The sequence below is a fragment of the Aliivibrio sp. 1S128 genome, assembly GCF_001691065.1.
Classification (GTDB): Bacteria; Pseudomonadota; Gammaproteobacteria; order Enterobacterales; family Vibrionaceae; genus Aliivibrio.
On sequence record NZ_MAJV01000002.1, the window covers coordinates 155,154 to 175,165 of the forward strand.

Sequence of the window (20,012 nt, forward strand, 5' to 3'; positions counted from 1 at the left end):
TCATGAATATAGCAATCATTCCCGCTCGTGGCGGAAGTAAACGAATTCCGAAAAAAAATATTAAGTTATTCCATGGTAAACCAATGATTGCTTACTCAATTGAAGCGGCTATTCAGTCCGGTTGTTTTGATAAAGTTATAGTGTCGACGGATGATCAGGATATTGCGGATATTGCCATTGAATATGGTGCTGATGTTCCTTTTTTCCGTCCATCTAATATATCTGATGATTATGCGACCACAATGGATGTTATGCAGCACGCCATAAATTGGTGTATGGAGCAACAATGGAATGTTGAAACCGTATGTTGTCTTTATGCAACAGCCCCTTTTATTACGTCTGATTATTTAATTCAAGGTTATGAAAAGCTTATAAAAAATGAAGCCGATTTTGTATTTAGTGCTGCGACCTTTTCTTTTCCAATTCAAAGAGCGATTAAATTAACGGAAAAAGGCGAAGTTTCAATGTTTTCTCCAGAATATGAGCAAACACGCTCTCAAGATCTGGAGGAGGCTTATCATGATGCAGGCCAATTTTACTGGGGTAAAGCGGACTCTTTTTTAGATAGGAAAGCCATGTTTGCTAAGCACTCAACGGTTATTTTATTACCTAGAAGCCGAGTTCAAGATATTGATACGGAAGAAGATTGGAGTTTTGCTGAGCTTCTGTACTCTGCTTTGGAAAGTGAATAAACATGATGAATATTGTTTTTAGAGTTGATGCTGCTCCTCATATGGGCGGGGGGCATTTAAGTCGTTGCCTCACTCTCGCTAATGGGCTTAAAAAGAAAGGTTTTACGAGTTTATTTATTTTAAGAAACCATCCTAACTGTCCTAGTCATCAGGTGACACATGCCGGACATTCCTTGGTTCTATTGCCATTTCAAAATGAAAATACGGTTGATGTTAATTCGTATAGTAGTTGGGTTGGCGCCTCGTGGGATTTTGATGCTGAACAAACTCTAAAAGCAATGACAGAACAATTCGACCATGATGTTGATTGGTTGATAGTAGACCATTATGGTCTCGATGCCTGTTGGGAAGAATATTTTTTGTCGAAAGGCATAAAGGTTGGCGTTATCGATGATTTGGTTAATAGAACACATTCGTCTCTTTTTTTGCTAGACCAAACATGTGGCCGTGTAGAGGAAGAATACAAGGGATTGGTTTCTCCAGGAACGATGCTTTTTGTTGGTGAAAGTTATTGTTTGCTGAGAGATGAATTTTTTCAACTAAGAAATAGTGCGATTTCCAGACGGAAACAACTTAAAACCGTACGTAAGTTACTTATTAATTTTGGAAGTACTGATCCTACTGGCCATACGCTCAAAGCCCTAAAAGGCTTGAAACGGTATGCGGTTGAGACGGATGTGGAAGTATTGATTGTTGTTGGTAGTGCTTGTCCTTTTATTGATGAAATAAAAGAGGCTTCTGAATCCTTAGCTTATAAGGTAAAGCTATATATTGATTCGACTTCGATGGCTGAATTAATTAAAGATTCAGATTTAGCAATAGGTGCTGCGGGTGTTAGTACTTGGGAGCGTTGCTTTCTTGGTCTACCTACTTTATTAGTAAAGACAGCTGAAAATCAAACTGATGTTGTTCAAAGGGTTATTAGATCTGGTGCCGCAATAGGGTATTTTGAAGACTTAGAATGTGAGAATTCATTGTTACTTGCTTTAAAAAATATAGAAAAAGATTATAGCAATGTCTCTGAGTCAGCACTTAATATGGACATTGGTGGTGGTTTGGATAAGGTAATTACTTTAATTACAGAGGATATGTAATTTTATGAGTAGCGTTATTATTACGGGGTGTACTAGTGGTGTCGGGTTGGCCTTTCATGATCTTGTGACTCGTTCTTCTTCTCCAGTTTTTCAATATATTTTTATTGGAAGAGGGTTAGGGCGTTTGAATCAGCAAGTAGAGCAAACCTATTATGAATTGGATTTATCTAAAAGTGGTCATATAGATTGGACTTCAGTCTACGGAAAGAAACCGCCTAAAAAAATTACGTTTATCTCCAATGCAGGCACGATCGATCCAATCGGAAGAATTACAGTTAACAATGCTGATATATTAAGAAAAGCGGTAAACATAAATTTAATTTCACCTATAGAAATGATTTCAAGTCTGATTCTTTGGGCTGAAAACCATTCTGTATCAATCCGAGTGATTAATATTTCTAGCGGTGCAGCAAATAATCCGATAGCTGGATGGGGAAGTTATTGCATGTCTAAAGCAGGAATAAAAATGTTTTTTGACGTAATTTCAAAAGAAAATGATTTTGTTGAAGTCGAGCATTTTGATCCCGGTGTAATTGATACCGCTATGCAAGAAAAAATAAGAAGTTCAGGTAAGGATATGATGCCAGATGTTGATAATTTCAAAAAAATTCAACAAGAGGGGCAATTAAAAAAACCAGAAGATGTAGCGGCTCAACTCATGTTAATGTGTGAGTGTGATCTGTGAAAATTGCGGTAATCTCAGATATTCACTCAAATAAGCCAGCTCTTGACGCTGTAATTCTAGATATTAAGAATAATAAATGTACTCATATTTTCGTTCTCGGAGATTTAATCGGCTATTATCATTGGCCTAAATATGTCGTTGAAGAATTAATGACGCTTGATAATTGTACTGTTATTCGTGGTAATCATGAAGATTTGTTAATTAAAGCTAGAATTAACAAAGAGTTTAATACGGAATGTTATAAAAAATATGGCAGTGGCTTAAATATTTGTATTGAAAGCTTATCAACTGAACAAATGGCATGGTTAGATTCATTACCTGTTTCAGCAGAATTATGTATAGAGAATTTAAAAATAGGACTTTTTCATGGTAGCGAAAGAGAAACGGATGAATATCTTTATCCTGATGTTTCTAAGTTCCGAATAAAAGAGATTCCCGATAACCAGTTTGATTTTATTTTTTTTGGCCATACACATTACCCGGTTGTTTTTAATAAAGGATGTACCGTGATTGCTAACCCAGGCTCTGTTGGGCAACCGAGAGATGTTGGATCTTTAGCTAGTTATCTTATTTTAAACACAAGAAATCGTGCGATTAGTTTTAAAAGAGTCCCTTTTGATAGTCATGAAGTGAGAAATAAAGCACTTGAATATGATCCTGATTACCATTATTTAACTGATATATTAAAGAGAAATAACCCATATGCATAACATCAATAAATTATTAGACGCAGTATTGGTCAGTGGCGGTGGAGGGGATATTGGTGTCGCCATTGGTCGTATTCTTCAAGAGCTTAATATCTCTAATGTTATTGGGTGCGATGTAAAGAGAGAACATGCAGGGGAATGTGTGTTTGACTTTTTTTCTGAAGCTCCGCTAGCGAATGATGATAATTATTTTGAGTTTTTAAAAAATGCCTTTGAGCAATATAAAGTAGGACTCTTTATTCCGACCAGTGAAGCAGAGATTAAAGCTATTTTTGATTTTGGTCTCGTGAACGGTGAGTTGTTTGGTGTTCCTGTTTTGATAACGACTGAAAAAACAGCACGTATTGCATTGGACAAATTAGAGACAGCTAACGCATTAAAAGTGATGGGAGTTAATGCGCCTTGGACTGAACTTGCCACATCGCAGCCTAGAGCGCTTCCTTGTATCTTTAAACCAAGAAGTGGACAGGGAAGTAAAGGTTTAAAAGTTGTCCATACACTTTCAGAAGCTCAAAGTCTATCTGGCTCTGAGGGGTATATTTGGCAAGAACTGTTGTTACCGGATGATCAAGAATTTACTTGCGGAGTTTACCGACACGCTACAGGTGAATGTCGTAGTATTTTGATGAGAAGAACACTTAGCGGTGGCTTTACCGATAAAGGTGAAGTGGTTAAAGATTCTATCATTGAGCATTATATTTTAACCATAGCTGAAGAACTTGATGTTCAAGGTGCCATTAATTTTCAACTACGTTTAACGAATAAAGGTCCGGTGTTATTTGAGATTAACCCTCGATTGTCGAGTACTGTTATGTTTAGGCATAAACTCGGCTTTACCGATTTAGTTTGGGCTATCGAAGGGATATTAGACTTGCCTTTAAGCCAATATCAAGAGCCAAAAGCGGGAACTAAATTTTATCGTGGAATTCAAGAGTATATAAAGTAGAGTCTTATGAAGAATTATATTGAAATAGCGGGCCGAAAAATAGGACCTGACTACCCTCCATACATCATCGCAGAATTATCAGCCAATCATAACGGTGATATAAATCGTGCATATCAGATTATGGAAGAAGCAAAAAAATCGGGTGCTGATGCTGTTAAGTTGCAGAGTTATACACACGAAACCATAACCATGGACAGTAATACAGAAGAATTTCAAATTCATGGTGGTTTGTGGGATGGTCAAACGTTATATGAACTCTATAAAGGTGCCCATATGCCATGGGAATGGCACAAACCTCTTTTTGAAAAAGCCAAAGAGTTAGGTATTACTATTTTTAGCTCTCCATTTGATTTCACCGCGGTGGATTTACTGGAAGAATTAAACGCCCCAGCTTATAAAATCGCATCATTTGAACTGGTGGATCTACCTTTAATCAAGCGTGTTGCTCAAACGGGTAAACCAATGATTATGTCAACTGGTATGGCAAATCAAGAAGAGATCAAAGAAGCGATTGATACCGCTAGAAATAATGGCTGTAAGGAGCTTCTTGTGCTTCATTGTGTAAGTGGTTATCCTGCGCCTGCAGATCAATATAATTTAAAAACTATTGCGGATATTTCTGAGCGCTTTGGTGTGTTGTCCGGTTTATCAGATCACACTATTGATAATGCAACTGCTGTTGCTTCTGTTGCTTTAGGTGCTTGCTTAATAGAAAAACACGTAACAATGGACCGTAAAGGTGGAGGGCCTGATGATAGTTTTTCATTAGAGCCTCATGAATTAGCTCAGTTATGTAAAGATTCTAAAACAGCTTGGGCTGCTATGGGACAAGTAAATTACGAACGAACAGAAGCAGAAAAAGGCAATGTTAAATTCCGTCGCTCTTTATATGTAGTAAAAGATATTAAGGCAGGAGAGAAGCTTACGTCTAAGAATGTAAGAAGTATTCGCCCTGGATTTGGTATTGCGCCAAAACATTATGAAGATATCATCGGAAATATTGCAACTGTAGATATTGCTAGAGGCACTGCTTTGTCTTTTGATTTAATCAAGTAAAACCAATATAAATATGTACAGGTTCTAGATAAAAATTAAATTATTTAACCACTTATAATTTTTTAGAGCAAAGGTGAGACATATTTTTATTCAGAACCCTATTTATTGTGTGAGTGATACCTAGTTAAGGCATAAATATTGAGGTATAAGCAGTATAGATAGGGTATGCAAAGGAAATACAACCATGAAATAACTATGGTCTAATTCATGGATTGTTAATATAAATAATATGGTAATAAATGAAGATTTTTAATGACAGTGCTATATATGTAGGGGGGGAACTTTTTTCAAAAGTAATCCCTTTTTTATTATTACCATATTTAACTAGAACTCTTGGTATTGAAGGGTATGGGGAGCTAGCATATTATCAAACCTATATTGCTTTATTATTAGTATTTATATGCTTAAGCCAAGAAGGTGCTATAGCAAGATATTATTATTTTTATGGAAAGAGATCTATTGGTGTTGCTATTGTACCTGCGTTGGTATATTCGTGTTTAGTAACAGTAATAGTAAGCTTATTTGCACTATATTTTAATCTTGACATTTTATTATTCATTACTATTAGTGCTCTAACACAAAGTTTACTTAATGTTCAATTGTCTTTAAGGCAATGTCAGCGGCAAGTGTGGTCATATGTTATCATTCAAATAATGTACTCTGTTATATCAGTTATTATTACTATTTATATCTTTGAATACATAAAAGCCAGTGCGGAAGGGCGAATTATTGCTGTCGCTCTTTCTGGTATGATAATTGTTTTTTTCACTATCTTATTTTTTATAAAAAACAACAATGTAAAACTTGTTTTTGCATGGAATAAATATAGGTTAGGATTAGATTATATATTATCATTCGGCCTGCCATTAATCTTTCATCAACTTAACTTCTTCTTAAAAGGTCAAGCTGATAGGATATTTATTTATAATTTTTTTGATAAAGAATCACTTGGTATATATGCTGCTAGTTTTCAAATATCATTAGTATTATCTGTAATTATACATGCCATAAATAAAGCAATGGTTCCATATTTTTTTAAATCATTAAAAAGTGGGATGATAAATAAAGAATCTGTTCTTTCATGGTTTAAAAAAAGCTTTATTCTTATACCTATACCGGTATGTGCGTCTCTCCTCATGCCAACTGAAGTATATTCTTATATATTAGGTAATGAATATTTAAATGTTAAGTATTTTGTATCTCTTTTTCTTTTTGGTATAGCTCTTACTATCCCATACTTAATATTGGTTAATTTTTTGTTTTATTATGCACAGAATAAATCAATAGCAAAGACAACAATGTTAAGTGCAATCATATATATATCTTTAGTACCTATATTATCATTCTTTGGTATTTTATATGTCCCATTAGGTTTGGTTATCTCAAATTTAATTATGTTATCTATACTGTATGTAAAAGTGGTTAATTATAATGAAACGTAAAGTAAAATTAGATAATTTAAGTTTCCTAAATAAAATGAAGATTTCTTATGTCGAATATTATATTAATGTAATTAATAAGTCATTAGGGAAGGGTCACGCTCTAAAATATATAATTAGTGAGTTAGCCTTTAGTTTTCTTTGGTTTATACGTATTTTATTTCCATTGAAGGCGGCTCCAAAATATATATTTGATGGAATTAAATATACTGATTTAATTTTAGGATTAAAGAAAAATGAAGTCGGTGTTTTTTGTTGTAATATAGGCGAATTTGTCTTTTGCATTAGAAATAGAATTACTATTCTACCTCTTAGAAAAGTTAATAAGTTAATTAGCTTATCGAAAGGTGATATAGATAGTATTGATATGGAATTGATAGCATCGGTTGTTAATAAGAATTTTGATAAAATTAGCGTAATCGACACTAAAGCAATAATAATACAAAATACATCATGGATTAGAGAAAGAGAGCTTGTTAATTTTTGTACTCGAAAAGAGATGTACAGTATTGGTATTCAACATGGATTAATTCAGTCCTCTATGATCTTAGCTGATAATGAATGTGATAAATTACTTGTATATGATAATTACCAAAGAGATGTTTATTTAGGAAAAGGCGCTGATGTCGGAAATATTGATGTATTTCAATTCTATAGTAATATGGAAAAATACCCGATTAAACAAAATAAAGTCGTGGTATGGTTAGGGCAACCTTTTTATCATTACTCACAGGATTATCATCTTGATTATATCAATAAATTTAATCAGTTCTTTAATTATTTTAAATTAATAAATATAGAAGTATTATATTTACCTCATCCAGCAGAGTTTAATGCGCCGTATTTAAAAGATATCGATTGTGTCGTATTTAAATCATTTAAATCGTATTTGAAAGAAATAGATTATTTTTTCTCTGTTAATTCAACAGCACTCTATGAAGTTACATTATCAGGGAAAGTTGCTTTTCAAGTGATGAGTAGTGTTATACCTTGTGATGATTACGCTATTCCTAAATATGCTCATTCAATACATGTAGATATAGATCTTAATGATGAATTTAATTTGGATAGATATAAATGTGCATCAAATATTTCGTTAGAAAATGTATCTCAACATTTTGAACGCTATATTGAAGAATTGTGAGTATGTTATATGAAATGTTGTAATTTACAAATTGAATATAATGATGTCTTTGAAGGGATTCTGTTGTATTTTATTATTCCTTTGCTATTTTTTTATTTTCCAATATTTACTTCTGGGGTTATATTTCTATTACTATTTTTTTCTAGTGAGAGATATTTTAAAGTAAGCACTATTTTTCTATCTTTATTTGTTGCTTTCATAGCTATTAATATAAAAGGTGAAGGTGATTTATCTACATATTTTCAAATATATTTAGATGGCGATAACCAAGTAAATTTATATAATCTAAAACTATATAGGTATATATCGTTTGAATTTATAGGTTTTTTAGATTTAAGTGTACAAGTATATTCATTTATAAGTATGTTTCTCTTATCAATGCTGTCTTGTTTAGTTATTATTGAATCCGCATCTTTACTTAAGATTAACCAATTCAATCTTGTTTTTAAATTTGTATTTTTAATAATGTTTCTAAAGCAAATTCCATTTGGTATTTTTAGTAACTATGAAAATACGCTGGCATTTACTGTTTTTTGCTATGGATTCCTTCGATATTGTAAAGGAAATATTTTTCTTGGTTTCTTTTTAGCATTTATAGCTTGTCTTATTCATGCTTCTTTATTTTTATTTTTTGTTTTTATGGTTGGGGTGTATGTCTTAAAAAGAATACCAATAATAATAACAATTATGATTGGATGTATAATCCCAATATTCTTAATATTATTAACATCATTTGGTGATATATTAGGTAGCGGTATTGTGAATGTTATTATTTCTAAGTGGACTGTTTATACTGAAGGTGCTTGGAGTCAATATATAAGGTCTGAAAAATTACTTTATTACTTCTATATAATTAACCTTTTAATATTAATCCCATTTATTGTTAAGTTTTATCATACAAATGACATGAAAATCAGGAAGTTAATAATATTTTTTATTCTTTCAATTCCAACCTTAATATACTTACTTAATTTCAAAACAATAGCAGGAAGATATATTTTTAATGGTGGTTGGTTTTTTATATTATGTACAATGTCTTTCTTTTATAGTCGATATAGTACTAAGTATTTATATTTAGGCGTCATCTTAGTGATTGTTTTAAATCCTTTGAATTTATTGTCTTCTATTACATTAATAAATAGCATAGATACAAATATCTTAGAAAAAAATATTACAGATATGTTTTTGGAAAATGTATTTATAAATAATACTGAAAGAGACCAAACTGGCGAATCTCGAATCTAATATATTAAGGAACACAATGAGCGTTGTAAATATCAGGACATCTTTTGCATATTATCTTCCACAGTTTCATGCATTTCCAGAAAATAATGAATGGTGGGGAGATGATTTTACTGAGTGGACACATGTTAAATCGGCTAAAAGTTATTCTCGAGACCATCAAATATATCAACCACATGATGATTTAGGTTATTATCGTTTAGAAGATATATCCATCATGGAAAAGCAATATGAATTGGCCAAAAATAATGGTATTGATTGTTTTTGTTTTTGGAATTATTGGTTTGGTCATGGTGAAAAATTAATGGAGGCGCCACTAGAAAAATTATTATTATCTGACATTGACATAAAATATTGTGTTTCTTGGGCTAACCACAGTTGGTTTAACAAAACTAAAGGTTTATTGTTAAAGGAACAAAAATATCCAGGTGAAGAGGATATATATAAGCATTTTGAGTATTTATCTAGGTTCTTTTTAGATAAAAGATACAAAGTTATTGATAATAAGCCTGTTCTTTTTGTATTTCAGCCTTCAGATATTCCATACTTTTCATTGTTTAAAAAGATTTTTGACGACAAATGTAAAGAACTTGGTTTCTCTGGGATATTCTTAATCTCTGAAAATTCTAACGCAAGCGTGCTAGGAGAGGGTATATCTGATTGCTATATAGACTCTAGAAATATAATTACATTTAGTCCATTGGTTAGGATCTTTCGGTTATTTAGACGGAATTTAGCAAAAATACGCAAGTTGAAACCGATTACATATAATTATGCAAAAAGGTTTAAATACTTTAATAATGTAGAAAATACTAAACAAATACCAGTAATTATTCCTGGTTGGGATTCGACTATTAGACATGGTGAGCGTGGTTGGTATTTCAATAATGCTTCGATTGAACAATTTTCTAATCATGTTCGTAATGTTAAAGATATTCTAGAAAATAGAAATTGGGAAGACAGGATATTTTTAGTTAAATCTTGGAATGAGTGGGCGGAAGGTAACTTTATTGAACCAGATTCCACGCGAGGTTATGCACTTTTAGATGTGGTTAGAAGTAATTTCAAAATAAAATGTGGAAAAAATGACAATTAGATTTAACATCCAGTTAAAGTTTTAATAATAGTATATAGATTTTTAAGTTCTGCTTTTGGTGTTGAATTTAGAAAGTAATATATGGGAAATAACGTAACTGTTTGAAAAACTGTAAATAATAATGATACTACTATGTAGTGATGAATCTTAATGCTGTAATTACTTACCAAAAGGTTTAATTGGAGAGTTAGGGTTCATTGATACTGGAAGTATTAAAGAGTATCGGTTTTTTAGTTATAGATTAGTCATTCAACTAAAATTGTTAGATAGTTTGATGTTGAAACGGAATTTGGGTAAAAGTAAATGAAGATAGTTATTTCTGGTGTGAACTTAGTTGAAGCTGGACCTTTAAAAGTATTTAAAGATGCAATTAATGCTTTTTCTAATGATAGTCAGTGTGAGGTTATTTGTTTAGTTAATAATGAATTGTTATTTTCTGATTGTAAAAAAGAAAATGTTACATTTTTTGAATATCCATTAGTTAAGAAAAGTTGGTTAAAACGTCTTTGGTTTGAATACAAAACATCAGATGAAATAAGTAAAATATTATTACCGGATATTTGGTTGGCAATGCATGATATGTCTCCAAGAGTCAGTACACCTTTACAGTTTGTCTATTGTCATAATCCGTCTCCTTTTTATAAAGCTTCTATAAAAGAATTGAAATATGAAAGAAAGCTTTTCCTTTTTTCTTTATTTTATAAATGGCTTTATAAAATAAATATAAAATCGAATAAAGCCGTAATTGCTCAACAAGAATGGATAGGAAAATATCTTGTTAATGATTTAGGCGCAAATGATTATATTGTCTCAAAGCCGGTAGCTTCTTTACCTCAAAATAACTTGATTAAAAATACATTTTCAGATCAAGATTCGGTAACATTTTTTTTCCCCGCATTAGCAAGAACCTTTAAAAATTTTGAAGTTATATTAAATGCAATGAGTCATTTGAAAATACATGATCAAAGCACATATGAGAAAATAAAAGTCATATTGACGATAAATGAAAAATCTGGCTTATACGCAAAAAAATTAATGGAAAAATACGATGGAATTGAAAATGTTAATTTTATTGGTACGATAAGCTATGATGAAGTCGTAACGCAGTATAAATCTTGTGATGTTGTATTATTCCCATCAAAATTAGAAACATGGGGGTTACCGATCTCTGAATCCAAGGAATTCGCAAAACCAATTATTTTAGCTGATTTACCTTATGCATACGAAACGTTAGGTACTTATTCTTCAGCATTATTTATTGAACCTGATAACCATATAGAACTTGCTCGAATAATGAAAGATATCGTTAAAGGGGAATCTGTATTTAAGAGTGTTGATTATAAAGATAGCGATTCTGTTTTGACTTCGTGGGACTTACTTGTCAATAAAATAAAAACGATGGCACTTAATAATTAAGGTGTTTAAATAATTGGGTTATTTTAATGTTAATCATCGATAAAATGATTGCTGGTGTGACTATTGACTAATTATGTTACTGTCATTACTAAATAACAATACATATATAGTATATTTGAATGAAAGTTTGTATTTATTATGATGCCTCATGTTTGTGTTTTATTAGCTGCTTATAATGGAGCTAAATATATAGAAGAACAGCTCGATTCTATTTTGAATCAAGAAGGTGTTCTTGTTGATATCTACATTAGTCTGGACCTTTCTGATGATAACTCGTTTGATATTGTATCTAAATATGAAATGAGTCATCAAAATGTTTATTTTATGAACTATGGTGAGCGATTTGGAAGTGCGGGACAGAATTTTTTCCATTTATTGAAAAATGTAGATTTTTCAAATTATGAATTTATTAGCTTCTCTGACCAAGACGATATCTGGCTACCTTACAAGTTAGAAAAATCTATTGATCAGATAATGAATCATGATGCAGACGCATACTCTGGAAATGTGACTGCATTTTGGAATAATGGAAAGGAAAAATTAATAAAGAAAGATAGTAAACAGGTTAAATATGACTATTTATTTGAGTCAGCAGGACCAGGTTGTACTTTTGTATTAAGGCATAAATTAGCACTTAGGCTAAAAGAAGTATTACAGAATAAATCATCTGAGTTAAATTCTTTGTGGCTACATGATTGGTTTTGTTATAGCTTTTCTCGTTCAAATAACTTTAGTTGGATTATTGGTTCAGAGCCTTTAATGCTATATCGTCAGCATGATGATAATGAAGTTGGTGCAAGTAGTGGGCTGCAAGCTCTTTGGTCTCGAGCTAAAGTTATTTTATCTGGTGATGGTTTAGATAGGGTAATTCAACAATCAACTTATTTGAATCAAGATGAAAGACCACTTAAACTGATAAAGAATGATAGTGCCCTAAGTTTATTTAAACTAGCATTTTTAGGTTACGAGTGTAGAAGAAAAAAAACAGAGAAGGTGTTTTTTTCTATAGCAGTATTCATTTTAGCGATAAAAAAGGCATTTAAATGAAGACAATACTTTTAACGGGTGCTACTGGCTTTGTCGGCTCAAATTTATTAAAGATTGATAACTCTTTTCATTGTGTCGTTCGCAAAAGTGAACCTCATACTGAACAATCTATTTTTACAATAACTGCTCTCGATGGGAATACAGACTGGGGTGGCGCTTTTAATGGTATAAAGAGTATTATCCATTTGGCTGGTTTAGCACATTCTCATTCTTATACGGAAGAGAATTATAGAACCGTTAATGTAGATGGAACACTCCGCCTGGCGTCAGAAGCTGCTATTGCTGGTGTTAAAAGGTTTGTATTTGTTAGTTCTATTGGTGTAAATGGTACAGCTACGTATGAAACCCCTTTTACTGAGGTATCAAAGGCGTCCCCACACAATGCTTATGCACAATCAAAATATGATGCTGAAATTGGATTACAGAAAATAGCTGAAAAAACTGGACTTGAGGTCGTAATTGTTAGGCCAACATTAGTTTATGGGATTAATGCTCCTGGTAATTTTGGGCTGTTAACTCGTTTAGTAAACCGAGTTCCTTTCTTGCCATTTGGTTCTGCTAAAAATAAACGTGATTTTATTTCAGTTAACAATTTAGCCGATTTATTGATAACCTGTGCAAAACATCCTGATGCTAGTGGCCATACATTTTTAGCTTCTGAAAATGAAACGGTATCGATTAAAGAATTTACTAACGCGATTGCTGAAGGGCTTGATAGTGGTTTAATTCAGTTGCCTTTTCCTATGATCTTTATACGCTTGGTTGGTAAATTAACGGGTAAGCTGGCAATGGTTGAGCAGCTTGTTGGTAATCTTGAAGTTGACTCTTCTAATTTAAAAGAAGTATTGGGTTGGACCCCTCCCTATACTATGGAAGAGTCGATGGCTTTTCTTAAAGAACAAAAATAAGAGATATTATATGATCCGCATTATAGATTTCCTTGCCGCTTTTTTTGGTTTGTTGTTTTTATGGCCTATTTTATTAATTGTTACAGTGATCGGGCTATTTGATACTGGGTCTCCAATTTTTGTACAAGAAAGAGTAGGTCGTAATAAAACGCCATTTAAGTTGATTAAATTCCGTACGATGTCTATTGAAACAAAATCAGTAGCAAGTCATTTAGCTAATAACGCATCAATTACAAGGTTAGGTGCTTTTTTACGTAAAACAAAAATTGATGAATTACCTCAATTGATTAATGTTGTTAAAGGTGAAATGAGTTTGGTTGGGCCAAGGCCAAACCTTTTTAATCAAGTTGAATTAATTAAAGAAAGGGATGCATTAGGGGTATATGATGTATTACCTGGAGTTACGGGTCTTGCTCAAGTGCAGAATATTGATATGTCGACACCTGAATTGTTAGCGAAAACAGATAAAAATATGATCGATTCGCTTACAATCAAGCTTTATTTTAAGTATATAATAATGACGGCTACAGGAAGTGGCTCGGGTGATGCCGTTAAATAATAAAAGAGAACAACCATGCATTTTTTACAACCGATTTGGGGTATGCCAAGGTCAATGAAGCGCCTTGTTAGTATTGTTGTTGATATTTTATTTATCATCCTTGCTTTTTGGGCTGCTTTTGCCACTCGTTTAGATTCTATTGAAAGTTATTTTTTCCAAGAGTCTTATTGGAAGTTACTTGCTATTTTAATCCCATGCACTTTACTTGTGTTTACTAAAAGTGGTTTATATCGAGCTATTCTCCGTTATCTAAGCCTACACGCCGTATTAAGTATTTGTATATCAGCTGTTCTTTCTTCTGCTTTTATCGTATTTTTTTCTTATTTTAATTATTTATATATGCCGCGTTCCGTGCCTATTATTTATGCTACCTATTTGGTCGTGTTATGTGGCGGCTCTCGTTTGCTTGTTCGCTTATTGCTGTCTGATGTATTAGGAAAACAAAAAAAGAAAATTATTATTTATGGCGCGGGCTCCGCAGGATTACAGTTGGCGAATATGTTGCGCCAAGGAAAGGAATTTCATCCTGTTGCTTTTATTGATGATGATAGAAAAAAACATAAAACCACGATGCAAGGTATTACTATTTATAGGCATAAATATCTTGAAAGATTAATAAAAAAACACTGTGTATCAACCATATTATTGGCCGTTCCTTCGGCTTCTATAGTGCAGAAAAAAGTAATTATTGAGTCTTTAGCTAAATTGCATGTCGAGGTTTTGACCATTCCTAATTTAGATGATTTAGTGAATGGGAAATTGTCTATTGGGCAGCTTAAAGAAGTATCTATTGATGATTTATTGGGGCGTGTTGCAGTAACACCTCAAGCAGAATTAATGGAAGCGAATATTAAAGATAAAGTGGTCATGGTTACAGGGGCTGGTGGTTCTATTGGGTCTGAACTTTGTCGACAAATTATTAGAAATAGACCGAATACCTTGGTGTTATTTGAACTTTCTGAATTTAGTTTGTATCAGATCGAGCATGAGTTATCACAAATAATTGCGAATGAACAATTGTCGATAAATGTTGTTCCTTTACTTGGTTCTGTTCAGCGACTAAATAGACTCGCTGCAACGATGAAGGCGTTTAAGGTACAGACTGTTTATCATGCAGCCGCTTATAAACACGTTCCGTTGGTTGAATATAATGTAGTTGAAGGTGTTCGTAATAATATTTTTGGAACAAACTATACTGCCCAAGCTGCGATTGAAGCTCAGGTTGAATCGTTTGTTTTGATTTCAACAGATAAAGCTGTGCGACCGACAAACGTAATGGGCGCAACTAAGCGAATGGCGGAGCTTGGTTTGCAAGCTTTAGCTCAAGTTGAAAATGAAAAAATGAATGGTACGCGTTTCTGTATGGTGCGTTTTGGAAATGTACTAGGCTCATCTGGCTCTGTTATTCCTTTGTTTAAAAAGCAAATTGCACAAGGTGGTCCAATTACATTAACTCATCAAGATATAACTCGTTACTTTATGACGATTCCTGAAGCGGCTCAATTAGTTATTCAAGCGGGAGCTATGGGGAAAGGCGGAGATGTCTTTGTTTTGGATATGGGGGAGTCAGTGAAGATCGCCGATCTTGCTCGTAATCTTATTCATTTATCTGGCCTTCAAGTACAAAGTGATGATAATCCTGATGGTGATATTGAAATTCGATGTACTGGTCTTCGTCCAGGTGAAAAACTGTATGAAGAGTTATTGATTGGAGACAACGTAGGTAAAACAGCTCATGAGCGTATTATGACGGCTAATGAAGAGTTTTTACCTTTAGGTGAGTACAACCAACTACTAAATAATTTAGATTCTGCTTGTCATATATTTGATCATGCAACTATTCGACAATTATTAATTGATGCACCGACAGGCTTTGCTCCTGTAGATGGTATAGGTGATTTAGTTTGGAAGGTGGAGCACGAGTCGAGTACTTCGTTGCAAGACTAGAAATTATACGCTGCGCTGGCTAGAGACTATAAGATCAAAAGCGAGTACTGCACCTGCTTTGATCTTATAGGAGCGAAGCTGTCTAGTTTCTAGTTAGTAAAGGGTATAGTTTCTAGTACTCTCGCACCTCGTTACTTTTTCTCTTATAATCAAATCAGTTAAATTCCTACAGGATAAATAATAATGAAAATTGCCATTGCTGGTACAGGTTACGTTGGCCTTTCAAATGCGGTGCTATTAGCTCAACACAATGAAGTGATTGCCGTTGATATCATGGCTGAAAAGGTTGAGTTGATTAATAATAAACAATCACCGATATCAGACGTTGAAATTGAAGATTTTCTTATTAATAAAGAACTAAACTTGATTGCAACACTCGATAAAGAATGCGCTTACAAAGATGCTGAATACGTGGTGATCGCAACACCAACTGATTATGACCCAGCAACAAACTACTTTAATACAGGTTCTGTTGAGGCGGTGATTAAAGAAGTGATGGCAATTAATCCAAATGCGATTATGGTGATTAAGTCTACGGTTCCTGTAGGGTATACCGAACGTATTAAGCAGGAATTAGGCTGCGATAATATTATCTTCTCGCCTGAGTTCTTACGTGAAGGCCGAGCGTTGTTTGATAATCTTCATCCATCTCGTATTATCGTTGGTGAACAATCTGAGCGCGCTCAAGTCTTTGCTAATTTATTGGTACAAGGTGCAATTAAAGAAAACATTGAAGTATTACTAACGCACTCTACAGAAGCAGAAGCTGTGAAGTTGTTCTCTAACACGTATCTTGCTTTACGTGTTGCGTATTTTAATGAGTTGGATTCTTACGCTGAAGCTCATGGATTGAATGCCCGTCAGATTATCGAAGGGGTGGGTTTAGACCCTCGTATTGGTAATCACTACAATAATCCATCGTTTGGTTATGGCGGCTACTGCCTACCAAAAGACACTAAGCAGTTATTAGCGAATTACCAAGAAGTGCCGAATAATATTATTGGTGCGATTGTTGATGCTAACCGTACGCGTAAGGATTTTATCGCTGAATCTATCATGAAGCGCAACCCTAAAGTGGTGGGTATTTATCGTTTAATCATGAAAGCGGGTTCCGATAACTTCCGAGCGTCTTCGATTCAAGGCATCATGAAACGCTTGAAAGCCAAAGGCATTGAAGTCGTGGTGTATGAACCTGTACTTAAAGAAGCGGATTTCTTTAATTCTCGTGTGATTGAAGATTTGAATGAATTTAAGCAAGTGTCTGATGTGATCGTATCCAATCGCATGATGGAAGAATTAGCTGATGTTGAGGGTAAAGTGTATACCCGTGATTTGTTTGGTAGTGATTAAAAGCAGGGCGCTTCGCTGCTAGATACGAGGAAGGACTTCGTCCTAGAGGGGCGAGTAAGAGCTTAGAGAGCGGATATGACTGGTTTGGTTGTGTCCGCTTTTTTGTTTTTGGCTATATACAGTGCTAGCTAGAAGCTATACGCTGCACTAACTAGAGACTATAAGATCAAAAACGAGTACCGCGTTTGCTTTTGATTTTATAGGAGCGAAGCAGTCTAGCTTCTAGTTAGCAAAGCGTATAGGCTCAAATTATTTATAACCTTGACTCCTAATCAGGACCATAGAACCGCTCTTCCCGTTCTTAAAAAAGGATTTTCATGAACTACGACATATTCAACGGTGACGCTGACGGCATCATCGCACTTCTTCAGCTTCGTCTTGCTTCCCCTTTAGAATCTCAACTCATTACGGGCGTTAAACGTGACATTAATTTAGTGACTAAAATCGATGTTAAACCAGAAGATAAATTGACTGTTCTTGATATCTCGATGGAAAAGAACATGGTAGCCCTAAAGCTCGCTTTAGAATCTGGTGCAGAGGTGTTTTATGCCGATCACCATCGGTCTGGTGAAATTCCTGTCCACAAGAATTTATCTGCGCATATCGATTTGGATGCGAATACGTGTACCGCTTTAATTATAGATAATTTATTAGGTGGTCAGTTTCATGAGTGGGCGATTACGGCGGCTTATGGGGACAACTTAATTGCGAAAGCGGATGAGTTGGCGAAAGCGGCAGGTTTATCTTTCGTTCAGAAAGAACAGCTAAAAGAACTGGGTACCTTAATCAATTATAATGGGTATGGGGCGACAGTAGAGGATTTACATTTTGATCCTGTGGATTTATATCGAACGCTGTTAAAATACCCATCACCATTTGATGTTATTACTGATAAAGCGTCGCTTTTTTATCAACTTCAAGCGGCGTATAAGTCTGATATGGACAATGTATTAACGATTAAGCCGCAACACAAAAGTGAGAACTTGAGTTTATTTGAATTGCCAAATGAAGCATGGGCTCGTCGTGTTAGTGGAGTATATGGTAATATTTTGGCTAATTTATTACCAAACTCCGCACATGCCGTATTAATTGAAAATGCAGAGGCGGCTACATACATGGTATCTCTTCGTGCTCCATTAAATAATAAGCAAGGAGCGGGAGAGATCTGTAGTTCGTTTGAAACGGGTGGTGGACGTGAAGCGGCGGCGGGAATTAATGCGCTGCCAAAAGCGTTGGTTGCTGAGTTTATTGAAGTGGTTGAGAATAAATACTAGAGCGGAGCGTTCTAGTTAGCACAGCGTATAGGCTCTTCTTTCTATCATTAAAAAATTATAAATAGAGAACAAAATGAAAATATTAGTCACTGGCGGAATGGGTTACATCGGTAGCCATACATGTGTACAAATGATTGAAGCGGGCTTAACGCCGATCATTCTAGATAACTTATACAACAGTAAAGAAGTGGTGCTTGATCGCATTGAAGCTTTGGTTGGTGTAAAACCTAAATTTTATGAGGGTGATATTCGTGATCCTCAAATTCTAGCGACTATCTTCGCTGAAAACCAAATCGATAGCGTGATCCACTTTGCGGGTTTAAAAGCGGTGGGTGAGTCGGTTGAAAAGCCAATCATGTATTACGATAACAATGTATCGGGTACCTTGGTGTTAGTTGAAGCGATGCGTAAAGCGGGCGTGAACAGCATTGTATTTAGTTCATCTGCGACTGTATATGGTGACCCTGCATCTGTACCTATTAATGAAAATTTTCCAACATCAGCAACGAACCCGTATGGTCGTAGTAAGCTGATTGTTGAAGAGTGCTTAACTGATATTCAAAAAGCGCATCCTGAAATGAGCGTGACATTATTGCGTTACTTTAATCCTGTTGGTTCTCATAAATCAGGCACCATGGGTGAAGATCCTCAAGGTATTCCAAACAACTTGATGCCGTTTATCTCTCAAGTTGCTGTTGGTCGTCGTGAGTTCTTATCTGTCTTTGGTGATGATTACCCAACCGTAGATGGTACTGGCGTTCGTGATTATATTCACGTTGTCGACTTAGCCGATGGTCACTTAGCTGCCCTGAAATACAAAGGTAAAGAAGCGGGTCTTCATATCTATAATTTAGGTACGGGTAAGGGCTACAGTGTTTTACAGATGGCAGAAGCCTTCTCTAAAACGGCTGGCGTTCCTGTTCCTCATAAAATTGCGCCACGTCGTCCGGGTGACATTGCTGAATGTTGGGCTGACCCTGCTAAAGCTCGTGAAGAGTTGAAGTGGGAAGCGAAGTTGTCTCTTGATGATATGACAGAAGATACGTGGCGCTGGCAGTCAAATAATCCGAAGGGGTATTAAGCAAGAGCAGGGTTCAGATCGGTCGCAGGCTCCCTTGAAGGGTTCAGGGGTGATCGTTGTGATTGCAGCGAATTGCACATAGTTCCCTCCCCTTAATAAGGGGAGGGTTAGGGAGGGGTTATTGCGATACAGGTAGAATTGAATACAAATCTAACTTGATTATACGCTGTTAGCCCTTGACCCCCTCCCAGCCTCCCCCTTAGTAAGGGGGAGGAGCTAAGAGCAACAACGCATACCCCTGAAACCTGCAAGCGTAGCGATCTGAATTCTAAGCCCTTGCTCTCCACTATTCCTCCCTAATCAAATTGCATTCCCCTTACACTTCTTTT

General features: G+C 34.6%; 18 protein-coding genes. All 18 read left to right on the plus strand.

Annotated features, from left to right (window positions below; genetic code table 11):
• Window positions 1-2: 2 nt before the first annotated feature.
• Entirely contained in the window at window positions 3-692 is a 690-nt protein-coding gene (gene pseF, locus A6E03_RS01560; protein ID WP_065600050.1) for a pseudaminic acid cytidylyltransferase, read from the plus strand.
• A gap of 2 nt (window positions 693-694) precedes the next feature.
• On the plus strand, window positions 695-1,786 hold the full coding sequence (gene pseG, locus A6E03_RS01565; RefSeq protein ID WP_065600051.1) for a UDP-2,4-diacetamido-2,4,6-trideoxy-beta-L-altropyranose hydrolase: 1,092 nt from the start codon (window positions 695-697) through the stop codon (window positions 1,784-1,786).
• Between the two features lie 4 nt (window positions 1,787-1,790).
• A complete protein-coding gene (locus A6E03_RS01570; protein WP_065600052.1) occupies window positions 1,791-2,471 on the plus strand; it encodes an SDR family NAD(P)-dependent oxidoreductase in 681 nt (226 codons plus the stop codon).
• The gene (locus A6E03_RS01575) at window positions 2,468-3,181 is read left to right on the plus strand and encodes a metallophosphoesterase (RefSeq protein WP_065600053.1); all 714 of its coding nucleotides are present in this window, start codon (window positions 2,468-2,470) and stop codon (window positions 3,179-3,181) included. The genes A6E03_RS01570 and A6E03_RS01575 overlap by 4 nt, the downstream gene beginning before the upstream one ends.
• Window positions 3,174-4,124: an ATP-grasp domain-containing protein gene (locus A6E03_RS01580; protein WP_065600054.1), complete on the plus strand. Its 951-nt coding sequence runs from the start codon at window positions 3,174-3,176 to the stop codon at window positions 4,122-4,124. The genes A6E03_RS01575 and A6E03_RS01580 overlap by 8 nt, the downstream gene beginning before the upstream one ends.
• A 6-nt stretch (window positions 4,125-4,130) precedes the next feature.
• Entirely contained in the window at window positions 4,131-5,180 is a 1,050-nt protein-coding gene (gene pseI / locus A6E03_RS01585; RefSeq protein WP_065600055.1) for a pseudaminic acid synthase, read from the plus strand.
• A gap of 239 nt (window positions 5,181-5,419) precedes the next feature.
• Complete coding sequence (locus tag A6E03_RS01590) at window positions 5,420-6,622, plus strand: oligosaccharide flippase family protein (RefSeq protein WP_065600056.1); 1,203 nt, start codon at window positions 5,420-5,422, stop codon at window positions 6,620-6,622.
• Window positions 6,612-7,763 (plus strand): hypothetical protein, encoded by a 1,152-nt coding sequence (locus A6E03_RS01595; protein WP_065600057.1) that lies wholly within the window; start codon window positions 6,612-6,614, stop codon window positions 7,761-7,763. The genes A6E03_RS01590 and A6E03_RS01595 overlap by 11 nt, the downstream gene beginning before the upstream one ends.
• A 9-nt stretch (window positions 7,764-7,772) precedes the next feature.
• The gene (locus tag A6E03_RS01600; RefSeq protein WP_065600058.1) at window positions 7,773-9,008 is read left to right on the plus strand and encodes a hypothetical protein; all 1,236 of its coding nucleotides are present in this window, start codon (window positions 7,773-7,775) and stop codon (window positions 9,006-9,008) included.
• A gap of 16 nt (window positions 9,009-9,024) precedes the next feature.
• The gene (locus tag A6E03_RS01605) at window positions 9,025-10,101 is read left to right on the plus strand and encodes a glycoside hydrolase family 99-like domain-containing protein (protein WP_065600059.1); all 1,077 of its coding nucleotides are present in this window, start codon (window positions 9,025-9,027) and stop codon (window positions 10,099-10,101) included.
• Window positions 10,102-10,404: 303 nt separating this feature from the next.
• Window positions 10,405-11,517, plus strand: coding sequence for a glycosyltransferase (locus A6E03_RS01610; protein WP_065600060.1), 1,113 nt, complete (start codon window positions 10,405-10,407; stop codon window positions 11,515-11,517).
• A 138-nt stretch (window positions 11,518-11,655) separates the two neighbouring features.
• Window positions 11,656-12,564 carry a glycosyltransferase gene (locus A6E03_RS01615; protein ID WP_065600061.1) on the plus strand — a complete coding sequence of 303 codons (909 nt, stop codon included), beginning with the start codon at window positions 11,656-11,658 and terminating at the stop codon, window positions 12,562-12,564.
• Window positions 12,561-13,472 carry an NAD-dependent epimerase/dehydratase family protein gene (locus A6E03_RS01620; RefSeq protein ID WP_065600062.1) on the plus strand — a complete coding sequence of 304 codons (912 nt, stop codon included), beginning with the start codon at window positions 12,561-12,563 and terminating at the stop codon, window positions 13,470-13,472. Before A6E03_RS01615 ends, A6E03_RS01620 begins: the two co-directional genes overlap by 4 nt.
• 10 nt (window positions 13,473-13,482) lie before the next feature.
• Window positions 13,483-14,031, plus strand: coding sequence for a sugar transferase (locus tag A6E03_RS01625; RefSeq protein WP_065600063.1), 549 nt, complete (start codon window positions 13,483-13,485; stop codon window positions 14,029-14,031).
• Window positions 14,032-14,046: 15 nt separating this feature from the next.
• Entirely contained in the window at window positions 14,047-15,978 is a 1,932-nt protein-coding gene (locus tag A6E03_RS01630) for a nucleoside-diphosphate sugar epimerase/dehydratase (protein WP_065600064.1), read from the plus strand.
• Window positions 15,979-16,161: 183 nt separating this feature from the next.
• Window positions 16,162-17,328, plus strand: a complete 1,167-nt coding sequence (locus tag A6E03_RS01635; RefSeq protein WP_065594385.1) for a nucleotide sugar dehydrogenase — start codon at window positions 16,162-16,164, stop codon at window positions 17,326-17,328.
• A 317-nt stretch (window positions 17,329-17,645) separates the two neighbouring features.
• A complete protein-coding gene (locus A6E03_RS01640; RefSeq protein WP_065594384.1) occupies window positions 17,646-18,602 on the plus strand; it encodes an acetyltransferase in 957 nt (318 codons plus the stop codon).
• A gap of 73 nt (window positions 18,603-18,675) precedes the next feature.
• A complete protein-coding gene (gene galE / locus A6E03_RS01645; RefSeq protein ID WP_065600065.1) occupies window positions 18,676-19,683 on the plus strand; it encodes a UDP-glucose 4-epimerase GalE in 1,008 nt (335 codons plus the stop codon).
• Window positions 19,684-20,012: the final 329 nt, after the last annotated feature.